Annotated in this window: 15 protein-coding genes and 1 tRNA gene; 10 read left to right on the top strand and 6 right to left on the bottom strand. The window is 50.4% G+C overall.

Features of this window, described 5'->3' with window-relative positions; genetic code table 11:
- The first annotated feature begins 6 nt into the window (after window positions 1-6).
- The 4 genes from DSCA_RS09160 to DSCA_RS09145 are packed head-to-tail and all read left to right on the top strand — an operon-like array spanning window position 7 to window position 5,018.
- On the top strand, window positions 7-1,194 hold the full coding sequence (locus DSCA_RS09160; protein WP_155316143.1) for an AAA family ATPase: 1,188 nt from the start codon (window positions 7-9) through the stop codon (window positions 1,192-1,194).
- Window positions 1,191-1,748 (top strand): DUF4276 family protein, encoded by a 558-nt coding sequence (locus tag DSCA_RS09155; protein WP_155316142.1) that lies wholly within the window; start codon window positions 1,191-1,193, stop codon window positions 1,746-1,748. Before DSCA_RS09160 ends, DSCA_RS09155 begins: the two co-directional genes overlap by 4 nt.
- 2 nt (window positions 1,749-1,750) lie before the next feature.
- Window positions 1,751-2,251 carry a hypothetical protein gene (locus DSCA_RS09150; RefSeq protein WP_155316141.1) on the top strand — a complete coding sequence of 167 codons (501 nt, stop codon included), beginning with the start codon at window positions 1,751-1,753 and terminating at the stop codon, window positions 2,249-2,251.
- On the top strand, window positions 2,232-5,018 hold the full coding sequence (locus tag DSCA_RS09145) for a DEAD/DEAH box helicase (RefSeq protein ID WP_155316140.1): 2,787 nt from the start codon (window positions 2,232-2,234) through the stop codon (window positions 5,016-5,018). The genes DSCA_RS09150 and DSCA_RS09145 overlap by 20 nt, the downstream gene beginning before the upstream one ends.
- Before the next feature lie 210 nt (window positions 5,019-5,228).
- Here DSCA_RS09145 and DSCA_RS09140 read toward each other — a convergent pair whose 3' ends face one another.
- Window positions 5,229-5,855 (bottom strand): hypothetical protein, encoded by a 627-nt coding sequence (locus DSCA_RS09140; RefSeq protein WP_155316139.1) that lies wholly within the window; start codon window positions 5,853-5,855, stop codon window positions 5,229-5,231.
- An 18-nt stretch (window positions 5,856-5,873) separates the two neighbouring features.
- Complete coding sequence (locus tag DSCA_RS09135; protein WP_155316138.1) at window positions 5,874-6,611, bottom strand: hypothetical protein; 738 nt, start codon at window positions 6,609-6,611, stop codon at window positions 5,874-5,876.
- A 175-nt stretch (window positions 6,612-6,786) separates the two neighbouring features.
- On the opposite strand from DSCA_RS09135, the gene DSCA_RS09130 reads away from it, so the two are divergent.
- The 6 genes from DSCA_RS09130 (at window position 6,787) to DSCA_RS09105 (ending at window position 13,517) form a co-directional block, all read left to right on the top strand.
- Entirely contained in the window at window positions 6,787-7,101 is a 315-nt protein-coding gene (locus DSCA_RS09130) for a helix-turn-helix domain-containing protein (protein WP_167527682.1), read from the top strand.
- Between the two features lie 816 nt (window positions 7,102-7,917).
- On the top strand, window positions 7,918-8,493 hold the full coding sequence (locus tag DSCA_RS09125) for a hypothetical protein (RefSeq protein ID WP_155316136.1): 576 nt from the start codon (window positions 7,918-7,920) through the stop codon (window positions 8,491-8,493).
- Window positions 8,494-8,839: 346 nt separating this feature from the next.
- On the top strand, window positions 8,840-9,178 hold the full coding sequence (locus DSCA_RS09120; RefSeq protein WP_155316135.1) for a hypothetical protein: 339 nt from the start codon (window positions 8,840-8,842) through the stop codon (window positions 9,176-9,178).
- A gap of 116 nt (window positions 9,179-9,294) precedes the next feature.
- Window positions 9,295-10,422: a cyclin family protein gene (locus DSCA_RS09115; RefSeq protein WP_155316134.1), complete on the top strand. Its 1,128-nt coding sequence runs from the start codon at window positions 9,295-9,297 to the stop codon at window positions 10,420-10,422.
- Window positions 10,423-10,440: 18 nt separating this feature from the next.
- Window positions 10,441-12,090: a hypothetical protein gene (locus tag DSCA_RS09110; protein WP_155316133.1), complete on the top strand. Its 1,650-nt coding sequence runs from the start codon at window positions 10,441-10,443 to the stop codon at window positions 12,088-12,090.
- Between the two features lie 347 nt (window positions 12,091-12,437).
- A complete protein-coding gene (locus DSCA_RS09105) occupies window positions 12,438-13,517 on the top strand; it encodes a tyrosine-type recombinase/integrase (protein WP_155316132.1) in 1,080 nt (359 codons plus the stop codon).
- Window positions 13,518-13,577: 60 nt separating this feature from the next.
- On the opposite strand, the gene DSCA_RS09100 is transcribed toward DSCA_RS09105, so the two are convergent.
- The 4 genes from DSCA_RS09100 to DSCA_RS09085 all read right to left on the bottom strand — a co-directional run bounded on the left by DSCA_RS09100 (window position 13,578) and on the right by DSCA_RS09085 (window position 17,760).
- A tRNA-Phe gene (locus tag DSCA_RS09100) sits at window positions 13,578-13,653 on the bottom strand.
- 256 nt (window positions 13,654-13,909) lie between these two features.
- Window positions 13,910-15,703, bottom strand: a complete 1,794-nt coding sequence (locus DSCA_RS09095) for an SLC13 family permease (protein WP_155316131.1) — start codon at window positions 15,701-15,703, stop codon at window positions 13,910-13,912.
- A gap of 76 nt (window positions 15,704-15,779) precedes the next feature.
- A complete protein-coding gene (locus DSCA_RS09090) occupies window positions 15,780-16,304 on the bottom strand; it encodes a 3-isopropylmalate dehydratase small subunit (protein ID WP_155316130.1) in 525 nt (174 codons plus the stop codon).
- Between the two features lie 169 nt (window positions 16,305-16,473).
- A complete protein-coding gene (locus DSCA_RS09085) occupies window positions 16,474-17,760 on the bottom strand; it encodes a 3-isopropylmalate dehydratase large subunit (RefSeq protein WP_155316129.1) in 1,287 nt (428 codons plus the stop codon).
- Between the last annotated feature and the right edge of the window lie 45 nt (window positions 17,761-17,805).

Raw genomic sequence — 17,805 nt, 5'->3', positions numbered from 1 at the left:
TGTGCAATGAAAATTGAATCCATTCGTTTAAAAAACTTCAAATCCTTCAGGGATGCAGAATTATCAGATCTGCCGAATTTGTGCATTATTGTGGGCGCCAACGGTACGGGGAAATCCACGATTTTTCAGGTCTTTCAATTTCTGCGCGATGCCATGTCCAGCAACATAAATGCGGCCCTGGCAAGGTTGGGAGGCAGCCGTGGCTTTCAAGAAGTTTGCAGCAGAAATTCCAAGGGGCCAATCGAAATTGAGCTGAAGTTTCGCGCCAGATCGGACAGCCCGCTGACCACCTATTTTCTACAGATCAACGAAAAACAGGGAAAAGCGATAGTTGAACGAGAAATTCTTAAATACCGCAGGGGCAGTAGCGGTCAGCCCTGGCATTTTCTTGATATTTCCAAGGGAAGAGGGACTGCCGTTACCAACGAACTGGATTCGGTCACCGACGTGAATGATCTGAATCGCGAGGATCAGGTGCTGAAGTCACCGGATATTCTCGCTATCAAGGGGCTGGCTCAGTTTGAACGGTTTCCAGCGGTGGTGGCCCTAGGTGACTTGATTGAAAACTGGCATATTTCCGACTTCCATATCAGCAAGGCTCGGCCGGAACAGGAAGCCGGATATGCAGAGCATCTTTCCCGAGAGGGCGAAAACCTCTCTTTGGTGATAGAATATCTACACAACAATGAAAGAAACACCTTCGACAAGATTCTTTCCCTTCTCAAAATGCGTGTCCCAGGCATATCCAGCGTGGAATCCAAGACCACAGAAGAAGGTCGCGTTCTGTTGAAATTCCAGGATGGCTCATTCGAAGATCCCTTTCTCGCCCGCTATGTTTCGGATGGTACCATAAAAATGTTGGCCTATCTTACGCTTCTATATGACCCGACACCCCATCCGCTGCTATGTGTTGAAGAACCGGAAAATCAACTGTATCCCAAGTTGCTGTGGGAGTTGGCCGAAGAGTTTCGGGCTTATGCAAACCGAGGTGGTCAAGTTTTTGTTTCTACCCATTCTCCGGATTTTTTGAATGCGGCCAGGCTCGATGAGGTTTTTTGGCTTGTAAAAAAGGAGGGTTACACCCAAGTCCACCGTGCAAAAGACGATGAACAGCTTGCTGCCTACATGTCCGAAGGCGATCAAATGGGCTACCTTTGGGAGCAGGGCTTCTTTGAAGGAGCCGATCCGCGATGAAGACCATTGTTTTTTTTCTCGAAGAACCATCGGCACGTGAGATGCTTGAAGGGGTATTGCCTCGTATGCTGCCTGAAAACATTCAGATTCGTTATTTGGTTTTTCAGGGAAAACAGGATCTGGAAAAGAACCTGAAGAAGAGGCTGCACGGTTGGCGGTTGCCGGATTCCGTTTTTGTGGTCATGCGTGATCAGGACTCTGGTGATTGCGAAGCAATCAAAGCCAAGCTGACCGACTTGTGCCACGAGGCGGGGCGGGAGGGGGTCTTGGTGCGCGTTGCCTGCCGGGAACTGGAGAGTTTTTATCTGGGGGATTTGGCCGCAGTGGAACAAGGGCTTGGAATCAGGGGACTGGCGAGACAGCAACAAAAAAGAAAGTTCCGCGAGCCGGATACACTGAGCCATCCGGCTGAGGAGCTTTATCGATTGACTGGCAATATCTACGATAAAGTAGTTGGCTCTAGAGCCATTGCACCTTACTTGAATCTGGAGGCCAATCGGTCCAAGAGTTTTAGGGTGCTTCTGTCTGGAATTGTAAATCTTGCAGGGGGCTGAAAATGGACACCATATCGAATAACGTCTGGCAGCGCAGAGGCTCATGTGTCATTTTCGATCAGAAAAGCCTGGGTCCATTCATCGCCGATGGTTCAGTGATCTCTTTGCGCCAGGCGCTGACCTGGTCCAAGGGGCTACCGGCCAATCCCCCAGTATCCGGCAGAACCATCCTCATCTCAGGCCTAGAGACGGTCATCGAAACCACTGAACCACAGGAGGCGGAAGATTTTCTCTCCTGCCGGATACGGCCCTTATTGATCCATCTGCAAAACCGATGGACCGATTGCGGTGTCGTATTCGGGTTTACCTCTCATCACAAAGCGTTTGAAGAGACCGCGTTGGAAGAAGAGGTGTTATTCCGCCGCCGCGACCGGAAGCAGATAAGGCTGTCTGAGGGGCTCTGGGATGGCAGCGCCACCGTAAATATGAAGCGCGTTGTCCGCGAAGGCGACCAGTCAAAAGAAGAGGTAATTGTAGGCTATTATGTCGCACGCATTTCATGAGATTCAACCCGGCCTGAAGATCAGCCACCCCGAATTGGGGGATGGGGTCGTTGTGGATCGTGAACCGACGGGGTATGTCACTGTCTTTTTTCGCGCTCACGGTGAAAGGCAGGTTCCGGCTGATTCTCTGCTTCCTGTGGCTGATCGGTTTGACCAGATCGTTCAGGGCATGGTTCCGGCAACGGCGGAAAGACTTGAACAGCTCTGGCTGGCGGTCGAGGCTGAGGAACTACCGCTAATGGAAAGTGCCGCAACGTTGACCTCCGCCAAAGTCGATCTGCTGCCCCATCAGGTAGTGCTGGTTCACCGGGTGGCGAACACTCGCCCCAAGCGGTTCTTGGTGGCTGACGAGGTCGGTTTGGGCAAAACCATTGAAGCCGCCTTGATCCTTCGAGAATTGGCATCTCGGGGCGAACTGACCCGTGCGATTATGATTGTCCCCGCAGGGCTCGTGGAGAACTGGCGCAGGGAATTGAACGAAGTTTTTAACCTCGATTTTGAAGTGTTCGGCAGCGAGGGAGATGTAACCGACCGTAAATCCAACGCCTTTGCCAAACACAACCGCCTGATTGTCTCGATCGATACACTTAAACGCCCGGCACGCGTTAAAAAACTGCTTGCCGCACCGCCGTGGGATCTTGTGGTTTTTGACGAAGCGCACCACCTGAGCGTTTATCGCAACGGCAACAAGGTCAAAAAGACGGAAAATTTTAAACTCGCCGAAGCCATCCGAAACCATTGTCGGGATCTGCTTCTGCTTTCAGCAACGCCACACCAAGGCGATCATTTCCGCTTTTGGATGCTGATCCGTTTGCTCAGTCCCGAACTATTCGAAAACGACCGGGACATGGTCCATAACCGGCACCGTCTCAATGCGGTGGTGATCCGCCGCACAAAAGCCGATGCCTGCGCACAGGATGGCAGCCCACTATTTGTTCGTCGCATGGTACATACTGAAGGTTTTGAGTTGTCTGAACGGGAGAAAGAGTTTTACAACGCAATCCTGGGCTACCTCAGGGACGGTTACAACTTGGCGGCCCAACAGGGTAATAAGGGCCGTGCTCTCGGCTTTGTGATGACCGTTTTCCAGAAAATCGCCGCCAGCAGCTTTGCCGCCATCCGTTCAACGCTTCAGCGCCGGTTGTTGATGCTGACCATCCAGGAAGGAATCGAGCGAGATGAACTGCTTGATGTAGATGGACGGAACCGGGTTTTTGAAGAGGCTCGGCAGATCATCCACCAAATCCATTCGATCCCCTTCGACCCGGTGGGTAATGCCCAGACCGATCAGATCCTCGCCGACGCCAAATATCAACTACTCAAGAAACGCAGCGAGGCGCTATCCTTTGCAGGAGCGGCTGAGAGCTACTCCGACTCGGAATACGAGGCAGGTGCCGGTGAAGCGTCTGCCGCTTTGTTGGTGGCGGTTGCATTGCCTGAGGAGCGGCAGCGCATCCTTGATCTTCTCGCTCATTTTCCTGGCGGAATTGAGTCCAAGACCGCGATGCTATCTCATGCCTTGCGACAAATATGGCAGCAGAATCCTAACGAAAAGGTCGTTATTTTTGCCACCTACCTCGGTACCGTGGAGGCCATCAGAAAGCAGCTGGATCAAGAATTTCCAGGCGCAGGCATTGATGTCCTCAAAGGTGGCGACCATGGGGCGAAGACGGCAGCGCAAAGGAGATTCCGCCGTAAGGATGGCCCCAAGGTCCTGGTCTGTACCGCTGCCGGTCGTGAAGGAATTAACCTTCAATTTGCACGCATCCTTTTCAACTATGACCTGCCTTGGAACCCCATGGATCTTGAACAGCGCATCGGCCGCATCCATCGCTATGGGCAGGAGTCCACCGCTCAGGTGTATAACCTGGTGGCTGCCGATACGATTGAGGGCCAGATATTTATGCTTTTGGAGGAGAAGCTGGGTGACATCGCTCGAACCCTGGGCAAGGTGGACGAACATGGGCAGATCGCCGAGGATTTGAGAACCCAGGTACTGGGACAGCTCAGCAGCACCTTAAGCTATGACCGACTCTATCAAGATGCCATTAGCGATCCCACCTTGAAGAGGACCCGCCAGGAACTCGAAGTCGCCTTGTCGAATGCCGATCTGGCACGTCAGGTTGTTTTTGAACTCTTTCAGGAACTGGACCGATTCAACCTTGGCGACTACGAGAAATTCGATGATCAGGGCCGTGGCATGCAGCGACTTGTCAGCTTTATCGCCAGATCGGCAAGGCTTCTGGGATGGACCTTTCGGCAAGAGAGTGACGGCAGGTGGGCACTGATCAGGGATAGCGAACCCAATATATTGTTTACGACGGACCGTGATACTGCACTCCAGGAAGAAAACCTGCAGCTTATCGGATTAGAGCACCCCATTGTAAATCAGTTCATGCGTAAATATGCCGCTGCAGGGACAAGTACCCGCGCCCTGACAGGAAAAGTCGAAGGTCTTGTCGGTGATGGTATGCTTACGTTCTGGAAAATCAGTACCTATGGAAAAGACGGCCAAGCCACTCACCATATCGTAAAAATTGGAATGAATCCTGATGGTGATCGAGCCCCATGGCTTGAAAGGCTGGATGACAAGCTCTTGGGAATGCAGGCACCATCAGTGCCGCCCGAACAATGGAAGATACAAGCAGCTAATAAAAAATCTCGTCTCCAAGAGCTTTTGCACCGTGAATTGGGTTATTCGGGCATCATCAACGAAGAGATGTCTTACTCCGCCACGCCGCTGGCATTGTTAGGAATTGAAAACTAATCAGAGTAACGACAGGAATGAAAAGTCAAGATTGTAGGTTGGTCTGGATGCAGCCGGACTATATAGGACCAGATCACTCCAACCTGTAGATGCCGATACTGTTGGAAATCTTGTGATATTAAAATGCCAAGCACAGTTAGCTTGGATATCAGTTTATCAATTCAAATATAGGTTAAGACATACATTTGAGATTGTTCTTTTCAATTAAAATCAGGTTAGGAGGCGAACTTCCGAATCATCTATCTTGAATCGGAAAATCCGTCGATCCATCTTTTTCGGGTCCAATCCGGTTTTCATTAAAAGGTAGATGGGATCAATAATCATCTCCTGTAAGTCCTCAGGTGTATTGATAGCCGTCAGAGGAACCACAAAGGCGCATTCGGCGTCCTTCCATGACCGTTGCTGGGAGCGGTCCTCATCGTCGTCGTACCGTTGCCACAGGCAACCGTCCTCCAACTCAAATCCCTCACTGACTGCCCTCTGGAGCAGGAACTCGTCAAGCGCCCAATCCCCGCCGGATGAAAACAGAACATAAATCAGAGGCTGTTGACCGACGATTTCGGCTTCTTCCAGGTCACACAGTTTAATCTGAATGGCCAAATAGGCACTGGGGTTCCTGGCGCTCTTTTTGTAGATGCAGTAATTGCGGATCAAATCTCGATAAACCCATTCACTGGTATCGTCAGAATTGTCATCCTTAAATTCGACCTTGCGAATTCCCTCCACCGTCTCCAGTTTTTGTTCCAACAGGGAGAATAGCTTTTCCAACATCGCTTCGATTTCTTCACCGGCCTTGTACATGACTGTTGCAGCATTGAATAGGTTCTCTCCGTTCATTATACCTTCCTTTCTTGGCTAATCGTTAGAATTAGTTCTCCAGAAAATAGGATCTACGGTGGGTGGAGATACTTTGTTTCCCATTGAAAACCAGGGCAAAGGATTCCAAAAAAGCTCTTTTTCGGGAGCGATGGATACGATTTCGTCGGCCAACCACTCGAACCCGGTAAAGGTCGTCTGTCCCCGCCGCTGCAAAAACGCAATTACGCCGTCTGCCCAGAGATTCATGGCCGTTCCGAATTTCGGCCGATTGTAGAGCAGGATCTCAATCAGACTACGCCATCCAACACAGACCAACCGTTCACGCCACAACTTCTTCGGAGAATCCGTCAATGATTGGGTTAACTCCCGATTCCCACGTCCAGTATCTTTCACCAGGTAGATGTGGAAAGCGGTCTTTTTTTCATCATCTGACAAGGCTTCCCACTGGTTTACCAGTTCCTGTTTTCCGGATATGGCGGAATTCCACTTGATCTCGAACAACACCGTCAACATTGGTTTGGCATTATTGGTGAAGCGGACAACCAGGTCGGGTTCGGTTCGTCCTTCATTCTCCAGGTTCGGCCAAAAGGACAGATCCGCACCAGTCGGAGTTTCGGTGGGCCACATTTCCACCTTGAAGGGCAGCCATACCCGAAACAGCGCCCAGACGTCTTCGGGGGGCATGTACGACAAAGGGCCGAGTATGCAGGAAGTGACTTCGTCCTCGCGTAGCTTGAAGTTTCGATCCTTCCGGTGCTTGGCGGCAAATAACATTTTCCCCTCTCAAATAGTTGGTTTTAGGTGTCGGGCTCCATTAATCTGTTGATTTCAGCCCGTCACCCTACCAAGTACGTCTATCAGACTGAAAAATCAAACTATTTTCTGCCCTTCGGATTGTTCAGATATTTCCCTGCTTTTGCGATCATCAGCAAAAAAGGGGAGAAAAATAGTGGAAACCAGACAATTGATCGGGGCAAGGATCAGGGAGCTACGGAAAAATAGACACTTCACACAGGAACAGCTTGCGGAGAAGATGGGGATCAACCCGAAATACTTGAGCGGTATCGAACGTGGAAAGGAAAACCCGACCCTGGACACATTTATCAAGGTTGCCGAGACCTTGGAGGTTAGCATCGGAGAATTATTTTACCAGCTTGAGGTGGAAAACCCTAAAAAGAGGCTCCAGGCTATTTTAACGCTCATCGAACAGGCACCTACCGAACAGCAACGGCTGGCGGTTAAAGTCCTATCAGCGCTCTTTTAATGAAACCTAAAATAGCCCTATTGCAGCGAAGGGTTCATATTTTCGGCAAAATTTCCAATAGTGAAAAAATATCAATATTTAGCAACCTTTATAATGAATTGCGAGATCGTAGATCCATGAGTTAACAGAAACAGCCCCATCATTCCTCTCAACAGTACCATTTTGGACTTCTTTCATAGGTGGACGGAGGTTTGTTAGGTGAAATACCTGATTTATATTTTGAGATGGAAAAATATGCTTCGAGACCCATATTGACCGATAGAGACGTAGATCGACATGATTTCTGCTCCTCCAACTCCCCACCAAAGGGAGGTCAAATGCCTTCCCGCCCGGCCCCCCCCCTGAAAACGCTCACCCACTCAGACCTAAGTGAAGATATAGCCATCCCACTCCCCAAGCAGGCAAAGCAGCCTACAAAAAAATATTCTACCACTCCGATATCGACATTTATTGTGGCCGGATTTGACATTTTTGGCCTACACATCGTGATTAAAATTATCTATCATTCCGTATCAGGGAGGTTTATTGGATATTATACTACCATGGTATTAATTTTTCGGCGCTTAGACTTGATCCAAGGCCATACCGACGCTATGAAGGGCCGTGATTGCGGTCATTTTTCACGTGGAAATTGTATGATTGTAATATTGTAACGGTTTAAAACTACCTGTTACCAGAAAAATACTGGACGAAACGAAAATTTTGGTATTTAATTATGTTAACAATTTTACAATTCTACATAAATTTTCCAAGCTTCGTCAGGGGGGAGTGTGAGGGGGGAGATGCCGCCTGCACATACCAATTCAAGGTAATGATATGAAGAGAAAATATGTGGATGTCGCCATGGATAGAATTTCCGAATTGAAATCCGAAATAGATTTGTACATTGATCGACTGGGTGCGGAAAAAATGACAGAGATACTAATGGAAAGATTCGCTCTATCTGACAATCAAGCATCGAGTTTTTTGGACTTGATCGATAATATGATTCCGGATGTGAGCTATGAAGCAATACCAGAAGATTGGTTTTTTGATGTTCGTGTTCATCGGGTAGGAGATACTTATTCTGTATCACAAAAGGATGGTAGCAAACGTGGAGGGCCAATAAGATGCAAAAGCCTCAAAAAGTTTGCCAAAGATATTCGTGAAGAACGCGACATTATTAGAGACACTATACAACTAACATGGAAATTGTCAGATGAAAAAAGGCACTCTGTTATAGAAAAATGGCAAGACGAATATCATGATCATTTAAATAAGATACCGGTTACCCTTCCTGGAGATGAGCTAAAGGTACTCTCGGCAACTGAAATTGCCAATAGGGTGGTAGCAAAACGTTATAGCTCAAAAGAGTCTTCAATTGAAACCTATGCAAAGCTTGGATCAACGTAATCGGTCTGATTGTCAGATCCATTCAATTTCCGCACAAACTTAACCTACCAACCTTTTATCACCTCAATTCAAAAAAATCCCCTATAAATCAGACATTTTGTGTTTGTATCAAAATAGCAATTATATCAGCGCTTAAAGTCGTCCATGGCCTTTAAAAGCGGTCATTTATAGGGGACAACTTTGCCCATTTGAGGCTCTTTTCCTGCCTTCTTGATGATTGTCATCCCTTTTGAGTTATCAAAAATTTAATGTAGACAGGATAAAGCGCTCAATCAAAGACCATTATTTGTGTAAGCAAAAATGAAATTTGATTGGCAAAAATCAACCCAAATTAAAGGAGATCAAAATGGAAAAAACTATTCAAAGACTGAAAGACGAAAAGATTGAAATCGAGGCTGAATATTACGAATGTGGAATTATAGAAGGCTATGAATTGTGCCAAAACGCACCTTACAGAAGAATCCAATGTATGTTGAATTGGAATGGCGAATGTTGGCCCGAGGATGAGTGGTTCAAGGGATGGGTAGACGAAACCATAGAGTGTGATGATCTGATGGATTACATTGTTCATAACAACTCAGATTATCACTTTAATGATTTCGCAGAGGCATACTTTATTGGTTTTCGCGAAGCTGTAAAGGACTTTTGGAATGAGGTTGAACCCGAACTTCGAAAGTCACGTTAAGCACATAAGTACTGAGGGTACTAATGTGCCCTCAGTCACCTCTTCGAGGATTTTTAAGATCAGTCTTCTGGAAACTATTGATGGGTTGGACAAATAAAATATCGGACTGCTGTTTCATGCTCGATACTGCCTCGATCACCATTGTTTCGGACAGGCCCGAAAATATTGCTACGCAGTTAGGTAAATTCATGCTGCCCGGCAAACAAGTTACTGAGCACAGAGCGAAACACTCATATTTACCGGATATATTCGCTCGTAGGACTTATTTCAGCTTCGGGTCTTTATCAAAGGTTTACCTCATACATGAAAAGATTTCCGGTGCTCAGGGTATTGACGCTGTACTGGTAATCCATGACGTCTCTTTGGTTGACTTGCTTCAGGTCGAGCAGATTCTAAACACCATATCGGCGGTGACAGATTTTCACTTTTGCCGGATTGAATTTACATGGGACTTCTTTCCGGATCTTGGCATCACAGCTCCAGAACTTCAACGCAAGATAATCCAACCACTGCACCTTGCCTATTCACGCATAGCATGGCCTCGATGGAGCAGAATCTACAATGACCGGACTACCTTTTATATCAATACACGGAAAAGTAAGCTTCAGAGCAAATCGTACATTCGCCCAAAGAAGCCCGGGTCCGCTGCCATTGAGTTCGTCAGATTGGAGCTCATAGCTAAAACCGCCTGGCTGAATGGCATCGGACTTAAAAAACCTTCCGATTTTTTAGGTCTAAAGTTCCAGCATATTGTTCATCAGGTCGAATGGCTTGAATTTGACTGGCATGAGCTCCGTCGTCACAGCCAATTGCATCTGTTAAGCGGTGGGTTCTGGTTCGCTAATTTGTTGAATGACTGGCAATATTTGGGCATTTCGTACTGCCTGTCTCAATACAGGAAGCATAGGATTTGCCCATCACAATGCAAATACCGCGGCAATGTGAAATCCTGCCCACTACACGCAAGTTATAACCGGCGGATCACAGGCAATGATTTGATTGATAAAATTCAGGCTTGCCCCCACGCTAAAGCTAATCAACGCTTTGAAAAAGATTTCTGCAAGCAGAGCCGCAATAGCCAGTTTATGATGAATACGATGGAACAAGCTTACCTTGGATGGAATCAACCACCGCTGTTTCCGGTCACCATCCAGCCTGTGACTGCGAAGCCTAAAAAAAAACGACCAAGGCGACGAAGGAAGACCTCGGTGAAGGTGCCCATAGGTCTTAGCCGTCTTTTTTGAAAGTGAGGACCATAGATAATGGTAGTAAATTTTCGTCATCGTCCATATTCAACAGCAAGCGATATATTGATTAAGCCTGATCGCATCGTAGTTAAGCTGTGGGGCCGGATTGAAGATATTGAGCTCCCGTATAAAGTCGGAGAGGACAGAACCGCAAACGCTGTCAAGTCTAAGGCCACCATTCGGGATCTCGAAGATAATCTAATTGATACAGTTGAGTTTTCAGAAAAGCATTTCCAGAAATTGATTCAAATGCAAAAAAATGCTGAGCCTGTTGAACTTTTATGCGAGATAGCCCCCTATAAATTTGAACCTAATAAATGGAGAAACCGGCTTTACGTGTTGGCGGCAGCTTCAGGAGCATCGCCGCTGAGTCGAACACAGCCTTCAGATGCTGATTTAAAAAAAGTTGAGGCCTACCTGTTACGGGCATCGACTGGATTTCAGTTGCTTGGCGAAATCAGGGAAGCAGTTTGCGAAAAAACTGCAACGGTGCTGAGCTCGGATTCTTATAGAGAAGCTGTCGATTTGATCATTTTGCAAAGCCTTTCCGGTGGGTTTGTCGGTAAAAGTAACGGTAAAATTCATTCCTGTATAATCGGGGCTCCTGGAATTGGGAAAGGGCAGTTGGTTGAAATCATAAAACTGCTTAACCCTATATTTGAAGAAAGCCAAGCAGAACGTATTAATGATGTTGGTCTAACCGGAAGGCAGAAAGATTTTGGTGGTTTATGGGGTGTTGTGCCCGGTAAACTCCCGAAGGCCAATCTGGGCATCTTTGTCATTCAAGATTTCGATAAGTGCAATGACAAGAGTACTGTATTCAACATTTTCAATTACGTGATGGAAGAGGGAAAAATAATCGTAACTGGTGCCGCCGATGTAACAAATGCTGCGGCAGCATCGATCCACATTGATATGAATCGGAAGAGCCACCTTTATGCTAACAGGATTCATAAAGGCGCCCCAGATGACATTGATTTACCTTCAAATATCATTTCACGATTCGATTACATCAACGAACTGGTTGGAAATATCAAGGACCAGAATAAAAGGGGCCGAAATATCATTAAGGCTCGCAGCCGATCTAAAGGTGAGGGGCAGTCAAAAATCGCTAAGTATTGCAAGGAAAACGAGATTGATATTGATCGGTTTCTGAAGATACTTACTGCCTATATAAGAACTGAATATGAGCACATCAATCTCACCCCAGTATCTAATCTTATCCGCAAAAAATATTCGCGTCTTTTAAAAGAGAACGCCGACATACCCAACCTGAGTAATGACAGTGGTCGGCTTTTTACGAGCATCCAAAAATTTGTTGTTGCAGCAACAAGAGTGCAGCTTCGAAAAAGGGCTAATCAGAGAGCGGTTAGGATGGCTGTTAGGATGGCAGGGCGCAAACTGGATTTCCTGAGACAGTCACAGGCAACACCAACAATCATCAAAGCTCCAGGTAAGGGAAAAAGAGCATTCGCAAAATGGCTCTTTGATAAATACGGTTCAGATACTTTTTCACCAAAAAAAACGATCAAGCGCTACCGAGAAGAGGGCGATCCATGTGGCTATGCATCTAACAGCACTTTGTTAAACTGGATAAGGTATGCTGCAGACAAAGTCAAACACAACCAATGGAAAATAAAGGAGGAAATTATGCGACAACATTGATAAGCTGAGCTCTCTGCACGAGAAGTCCATCTCGAGCAGGGTTAAACGGCTTGATATGTATATGTTTGATGCGCGGTAAAAATCCGCCAGCCCAATAACGATGAGACAAAAATAAAATATAGATTTCGACAGCATCATAAAACCCGACAAAGATAATGAAGGCTGGTATTTTCAGATGGGAAATCAGATGGTTACATTGAATTTTGATTCGGACTCTGATATACTAGAACCTAAGGAGGTCGCTCAATACCTGCATAAAAGCATAAGCTGGGTGTACAAACACTCGCAGGCATTAGGCGGCAGGAAGCTCGGGGGTTCTCTGTTTTTCCCTGGTAAGGAGGACCTCTATGAGCGTTTATTTCGCCAAGGGAAAGGGGTGGAGGTACGATCTACCCCTAAACGGAACCCGATACACCAAGGCAGGGTTCAAGACGAAGAGAGCGGCCAAAAAGGCCGAAGCAAAAAGAAGGGAGGAACTGACCAACCCGATAAGCGAGTCTTCCGCAGAGAAGACGCCAACCGACATAACCTGCTTGGACCTGATAAATCTGAGGCTTGATCATGTGAAGGCGTACAATTCTGAAAGCCACTACAATACATACAAATATCAGGCCCGCAGGTGGGTAACAAAGTGGGGGGACTTAACATGTGGCCAGATAACTCAAGCGATGGTCCAGAGGCATTTGCTTGAGAGAAGAAAGATTTCAGCTTATGCCGCCAATAAGGAACTTCGCTATTTGAGGGCAACATGGAATTACGGAGTCCGGCTAAAGCTGGTTTCAAACAACCCAACGGAAGGGATTGAATTTTTCCCAGTTGAAAAGAAGGTCAAACATGTTCCCTCTGCTGAGGACCTGGACAAAGTGATCGCCTGTGCCGACCGTGATACCCAGGATTATCTATGGGTGATTAGAGAGACCATGGGGCGGGTAGGCGAAATTAATCGTTTAACATGGGATGATGTCGATTTGCAGAACCAGTCTGTCACCCTATACACCCGCAAAAAGAAAGGCGGTCATCTGACGCCCAGGCGAGTACCGATGACGCAGCAGCTTTTTGATGTATTAAAAAGCCGTTGTGAGAATCGCGACACGTCCAACCCTTGGGTGTTTTGGCATCGGTATTGGAGTCGGAAACAAGGCCGGTTTGTGGAAGGGCCTTACGGTGACCGGAAAAAGGTCATGAAGCGCCTTTGCAAAAAAGCTGGTGTCCGATATTTCCGGTTTCACCCAATCCGGCATTCCGGTGCTTCCATCATGGATGGCAACGGGGTTCCAATGGGTGCCATCCAGAGAATCCTGGGTCATGAAAACCGCAGGACGACTGAGATCTACCTGCACTCTATGGGTGACTCGGAGAGAGATGCGATGCGTGTGTTTGAACAGGCCCGACAGAAATCCCCACACTTTCCCCACACTGGCACGTAACCAAAGAAAAAGGGGTTAGTCACTTACCTGACTAACCCCTTTAACTCATTGAAAAATCAATGGTGCCGAGGGACAGAATCGAACTGCCGACACGGGGATTTTCAGTCCCCTGCTCTACCGACTGAGCTACCTCGGCGGGGCTCCCGAAAAGGCTCTCTGCCGTTTCAAGAAAGTCCGCATATAAACCCTTTTCCCAAGATAAGTCAAGGTCTTTTTTTCTCCTGCAATGATGATTGTCGGCTGCGAGTTGCAATCCCTTTCCGGCCGACGCTTATCAGTTGGATTTACAGACGTAAATACGATCCCAACTGTGCCTGGCTGGGTGGGATCAGGACATTGGAATACCCGGAACGGGGCATTTCTCTTTGCTGTCAATGGTAAAGCCGGCATCGTTAAAACCGATAGGCCAGCGGAGCAAGAAAAATCGTCATGGCGGCCACCACGAGGGTCATGACCGATCCGATTTTGACGAAGTCGGTGAATTTGTACTCGCCCGGCCCCCAGACCATCAGGTTTGTCTGATAGCCGGTGGGGGTGATAAAGGCGCAGGAGGCCGATACCATCAGGGTGATGGCAAAGGGCATGAAGCTGACGCCCAACTGGCCGGCAGTGGACAGGGCGATGGGAAACATGAAAGCCGCGGCGGCGTTGTTGGTGATCACGTTGGTCATGAACGAACAGCCCACGAAAATCACCGCCAGCGCCAGATGCGGGTTGTCGCCGCCCAGGGTGGTCAGCAGGCCGGCGATGTGCTCGGCCAGCCCGCTTCGGGTCACCGCCGACTCCAGGCCGATGGCGCAGGCAATCACCACCAGGGTCCCCCAGTCGATGCTCCTGGCCGCCGTGCGCAGGGTCAGGCAGCCGGTGAAGATCATTGCCCCGCTGGCCAGCAGGCTGGCGTTGAGCATACTCATCCACCCCATGGCGACCACCCCGATCATCGCCAGGGTGATCAGGCTGGCTTCCACGGCCCGGTCCGTACGCTGGAGGTGAAAGCCGTCCAGGGCCTTGGTCAGGGCAAAGTCGTGGTCGATCTGACAGGCATAGAAAAAGTCGTCGTTGACTTCCAGGACCGCATTGTCGCCAGCCTCGATGGTCACCGCTTCCAGCGGGCCGGCCAGGGGCTGTCCATCCCTCGACAGGGCCACGAATTTATACTGGCAGGCGTTCACATCGCGGGGGAGGTCGGGGATTTTCTTGCCCACGGCCATGCTTTGCCGGGACACGACGGCCTTGACCAGGTGGTGGGTGTGGCGCTCGGTTTCCATGGGGTTCAGGGTGAGATGGGGGACCAGCGTGTTGGTGCGCCACAGCTCCACCATGGCATTGACGTCTGCGGAAAAGGAGAGCAGGTCCCCGGCCTCCAACTTCTCATGCATCAGGTCGTTGGTCAGGATCTTTTCAGCACGCTGAATATAGAGCACTTCCACGTTGTCACCGCTGGCAATGCCCGTGTCTTCCAGGGTGCGGCCGACGATTCGTGACCCGTCGCGGACCTCGAATTCCGCCGTGTAGTGCCGCATGGCCACGTCGGCCGCCCGGTCTTCTTTTTTACCGGGCAGGAAAAAGCGGCCCGCCAGGATCATGAAGCCAATGCCGACCACGGCAATGGGCAGCCCCACCATGGCCGGATCGAACATCTTCAGGGCGCGGATATCGACTCGGCCGGCAGCGCCTTCGGCGATGGCATCCATCACCAGGCCGGCGATGACCAGATTGGTGGAGGTGCCGATGACCGTGCACATGCCACCCATGATGGAGGCGAAACTCAGCGGCATATAAAGCTGCTGCACCGGCAGCCGGCTGGCCCGTGACAGATCCCGGATCACCGGGATCATCATGGCCACCAGCGGGGTGTTGTTTAAAAATGCGCTGCCGAGGGCAATGGGCGGCAGAATCTTGATCTGGGCACCGGCGACGGATTTGGGAAGCCCGATGAGCCGGTCCATGATCATGGTAATGGCCCCCGTGGCATACATGCCGGCCGCCACCATGAACAACACGGCCACGGTGAGCATGCCCTGATTGCTGAATCCTTTGAGCAGTTCCTGGGCCGGTGCCAGCTGGAGGGTCATTGCCGCCGCCAGGGCACCGACAAAGACAGCCGGCGCCGGAATTTTCGTTTTGATCAACAAAACGAACAATACCAGTAGTAAGGCAAGCGTGAGATAGGCGGCAAGGGTCATGTCAACTCCATTGTTGCTTGTGAAACACGTTGACGATGAACAGTGAACCCGGAACTCCGAACCCGGAGCCCATCATTCAATAATGGGCGTCTGCATAGTCGACCCATCCGCCGGCGGCGACCAGGTCCGCATCGAATCCGGAGAGGGTGAAGGCAACGGTAATCGATCGGTCCCCGGCGGTGAAGGTGATGGTGCCGGCGTCCACGTCGGTCTCCGCGGTGGTCTCATGGCCGGCAAAGGAGGCGAACAACCGGTCGATGACGTCTGGCGGCAGTTCCACCGCCATCATGCCGCAGTTGAACATATTCTGGCGGAAGATGCGGGCAAAGCTTTCGCCCACCACCAGATTGATGCCGTTGACCTCCAGCGCCCAGGGGGCGTGTTCCCGGGACGATCCGCAGCCGAAGTTGGCCCGCGTGACGATGACGCTTTTGTCGGCGATATCGGCGGCCGGGTCGAATCCCTCCAGGCTCAGATCCTCCAGAAGATAGGGCTTCAACGCTTCGCGTGAGATTTCCGTAAGGTATTTGGCCGGAATGATTTCATCGGTGTTGATGTCCGAACGGTCCAGGAACAGGGCGGGGCCGTTGAATGGTTTCATGGGCGTCTCCTATTTTAACGGATTGGTATGAAGCCCGATATCGGCGTTGCGCTTCGCCCCTCGTCGCTGCGGCGTATTCCCGATACACCTCGCTCCCCGGGACCCGCAAGCCTTGATCCCGGGCTTCATACCAATCCGCTGGGGATATGTGTTTAGGGGTGCCAATCCGTTATCCTTTAAAAAGTTCCGAATTGGCAATGCTGCCGGCTATGGCCGTGGCTGCAGCGGTGGCCGGGCTCATCAGGTGGACCATGCCCCCTTTGCCCATGCGGCCGTTGAAGTTCCGGTTGGTGGTGGCCGCGCAGGTTTCGCCCTCGGCCAGCACGCCGTTGCTCATGCCCAGGCAGGCCCCGCAGGTGGGGTTGGTTACGCAGAAGCCCGCATCCATGAACGTCTTGATCAGCCCCTCGTCCAGGGCCTGGTTATAAACCTTGGGCGTGGCTGGTGAGACGATGGCCCGCACCGCGTCGCTGACGCGCTTGCCGGACAGGACTTGTGCGGCGATTCGCAGGTCGCTGATGCGGCCGTTGGTGCACGATCCGATATACACCTGGTCCACCGGTGTGCCAGCCAGGTCGGCGACCGGTTTGACGTTGTCCGGCCGGTAGCCGAAGGTGGCCATGGGCGTGAGCGCGGATACATCGTGGTCGATGGTCTGCGCGTAGACCGCATCGGCGTCCGGCAGGTATCTGGCGTAGTCGGCCAGGGCGGCCTCAGGTGTGTCGAAATCATTTTTGATAAAGGGCCACAGGTAGTCCACGGTGGTCCGGTCCGGCAGGCAGATACCGCAGGTGCCGCCAGCCTCGATGGCCATGTTGCACAGGGTCATGCGCGACTCCATATCCATGGCCGCCACCACGGGACCGGCAAACTCAATGACCTTGTTGGTGGCGCCGTTCACGCCGATTCGGCCGATGACCGACAGGATGACGTCTTTGGCAAAGACGCCGTCGGGCAGGCTGCCGGCTATGTTGATGCGTATGGTTTCCGGCGTCCTGAAGGCGCAGACGCCCTTGAGTATGCCCACTTCAAGGTCGGTGGTGCCGACGCCCGCGGCAAAGGCGCCGAAGGCCCCGTGGGTACAGGTGTGCGAATCGCCCATGATTACCGTGTAGCCGGGGCGGACGAAGCCTTTTTCCGGGAAGAGGGCATGGCAGACCCCGTTGGCCCCGATGTCGAAAAAGTCGACGATGCCCTGGCGGCGGGCCCAGGCCCGCAGGATTTTACCCTGAAGGGCGGTTTTGGAGTCCTTGGCCGGCGATACGTGATCGATGACCACCTTGATGCGTGCCGGGTCGAACACCCGGTCTTTGCCCCGCTGCTCGAGGTCCACGATGGCCGGCGGCGTGGTGATTTCATGGCAGAATACGGCATCCAGCCGGATCACGTGAACATCCCTGTCCGGGCTGCCGATGCGGTGATCGTCGAATATTTTCTGTGCGATGGTCTGGCCCATAAGTTATTTATCTCTACAATGCTATGGTTGACGGTATCTGAAGCG

Origin of the sequence: Desulfosarcina alkanivorans (assembly GCF_009688945.1) — a bacterium.
GTDB classification, from domain to species: Bacteria; Desulfobacterota; Desulfobacteria; order Desulfobacterales; family Desulfosarcinaceae; genus Desulfosarcina; species Desulfosarcina alkanivorans.
The sequence above is the reverse complement of the archived record's forward strand: the minus strand, read 5'-3'. Positions and strand labels throughout refer to the sequence as shown.

Excerpts from the sequence above, each read along its gene's own strand:
- DSCA_RS09160 (WP_155316143.1), top strand. The coding sequence starts at position 7 with ATGAAAATTGAATCCATTCGTTTAAAAAACTTCAAATCCTTCAGGGAT.
- DSCA_RS09155 (WP_155316142.1), top strand. The coding sequence starts at position 1,191 with ATGAAGACCATTGTTTTTTTTCTCGAAGAACCATCGGCACGTGAGATG.
- DSCA_RS09150 (WP_155316141.1), top strand. The coding sequence starts at position 1,751 with ATGGACACCATATCGAATAACGTCTGGCAGCGCAGAGGCTCATGTGTC.
- DSCA_RS09145 (WP_155316140.1), top strand. The coding sequence starts at position 2,232 with ATGTCGCACGCATTTCATGAGATTCAACCCGGCCTGAAGATCAGCCAC.
- DSCA_RS09140 (WP_155316139.1), bottom strand. The coding sequence starts at position 5,855 with ATGAACGGAGAGAACCTATTCAATGCTGCAACAGTCATGTACAAGGCC.
- DSCA_RS09135 (WP_155316138.1), bottom strand. The coding sequence starts at position 6,611 with ATGTTATTTGCCGCCAAGCACCGGAAGGATCGAAACTTCAAGCTACGC.
- DSCA_RS09125 (WP_155316136.1), top strand. The coding sequence starts at position 7,918 with ATGAAGAGAAAATATGTGGATGTCGCCATGGATAGAATTTCCGAATTG.
- DSCA_RS09120 (WP_155316135.1), top strand. The coding sequence starts at position 8,840 with ATGGAAAAAACTATTCAAAGACTGAAAGACGAAAAGATTGAAATCGAG.
- DSCA_RS09115 (WP_155316134.1), top strand. The coding sequence starts at position 9,295 with ATGCTCGATACTGCCTCGATCACCATTGTTTCGGACAGGCCCGAAAAT.
- DSCA_RS09110 (WP_155316133.1), top strand. The coding sequence starts at position 10,441 with ATGGTAGTAAATTTTCGTCATCGTCCATATTCAACAGCAAGCGATATA.
- DSCA_RS09105 (WP_155316132.1), top strand. The coding sequence starts at position 12,438 with ATGAGCGTTTATTTCGCCAAGGGAAAGGGGTGGAGGTACGATCTACCC.
- DSCA_RS09095 (WP_155316131.1), bottom strand. The coding sequence starts at position 15,703 with ATGACCCTTGCCGCCTATCTCACGCTTGCCTTACTACTGGTATTGTTC.
- DSCA_RS09090 (WP_155316130.1), bottom strand. The coding sequence starts at position 16,304 with ATGAAACCATTCAACGGCCCCGCCCTGTTCCTGGACCGTTCGGACATC.
- DSCA_RS09085 (WP_155316129.1), bottom strand. The coding sequence starts at position 17,760 with ATGGGCCAGACCATCGCACAGAAAATATTCGACGATCACCGCATCGGC.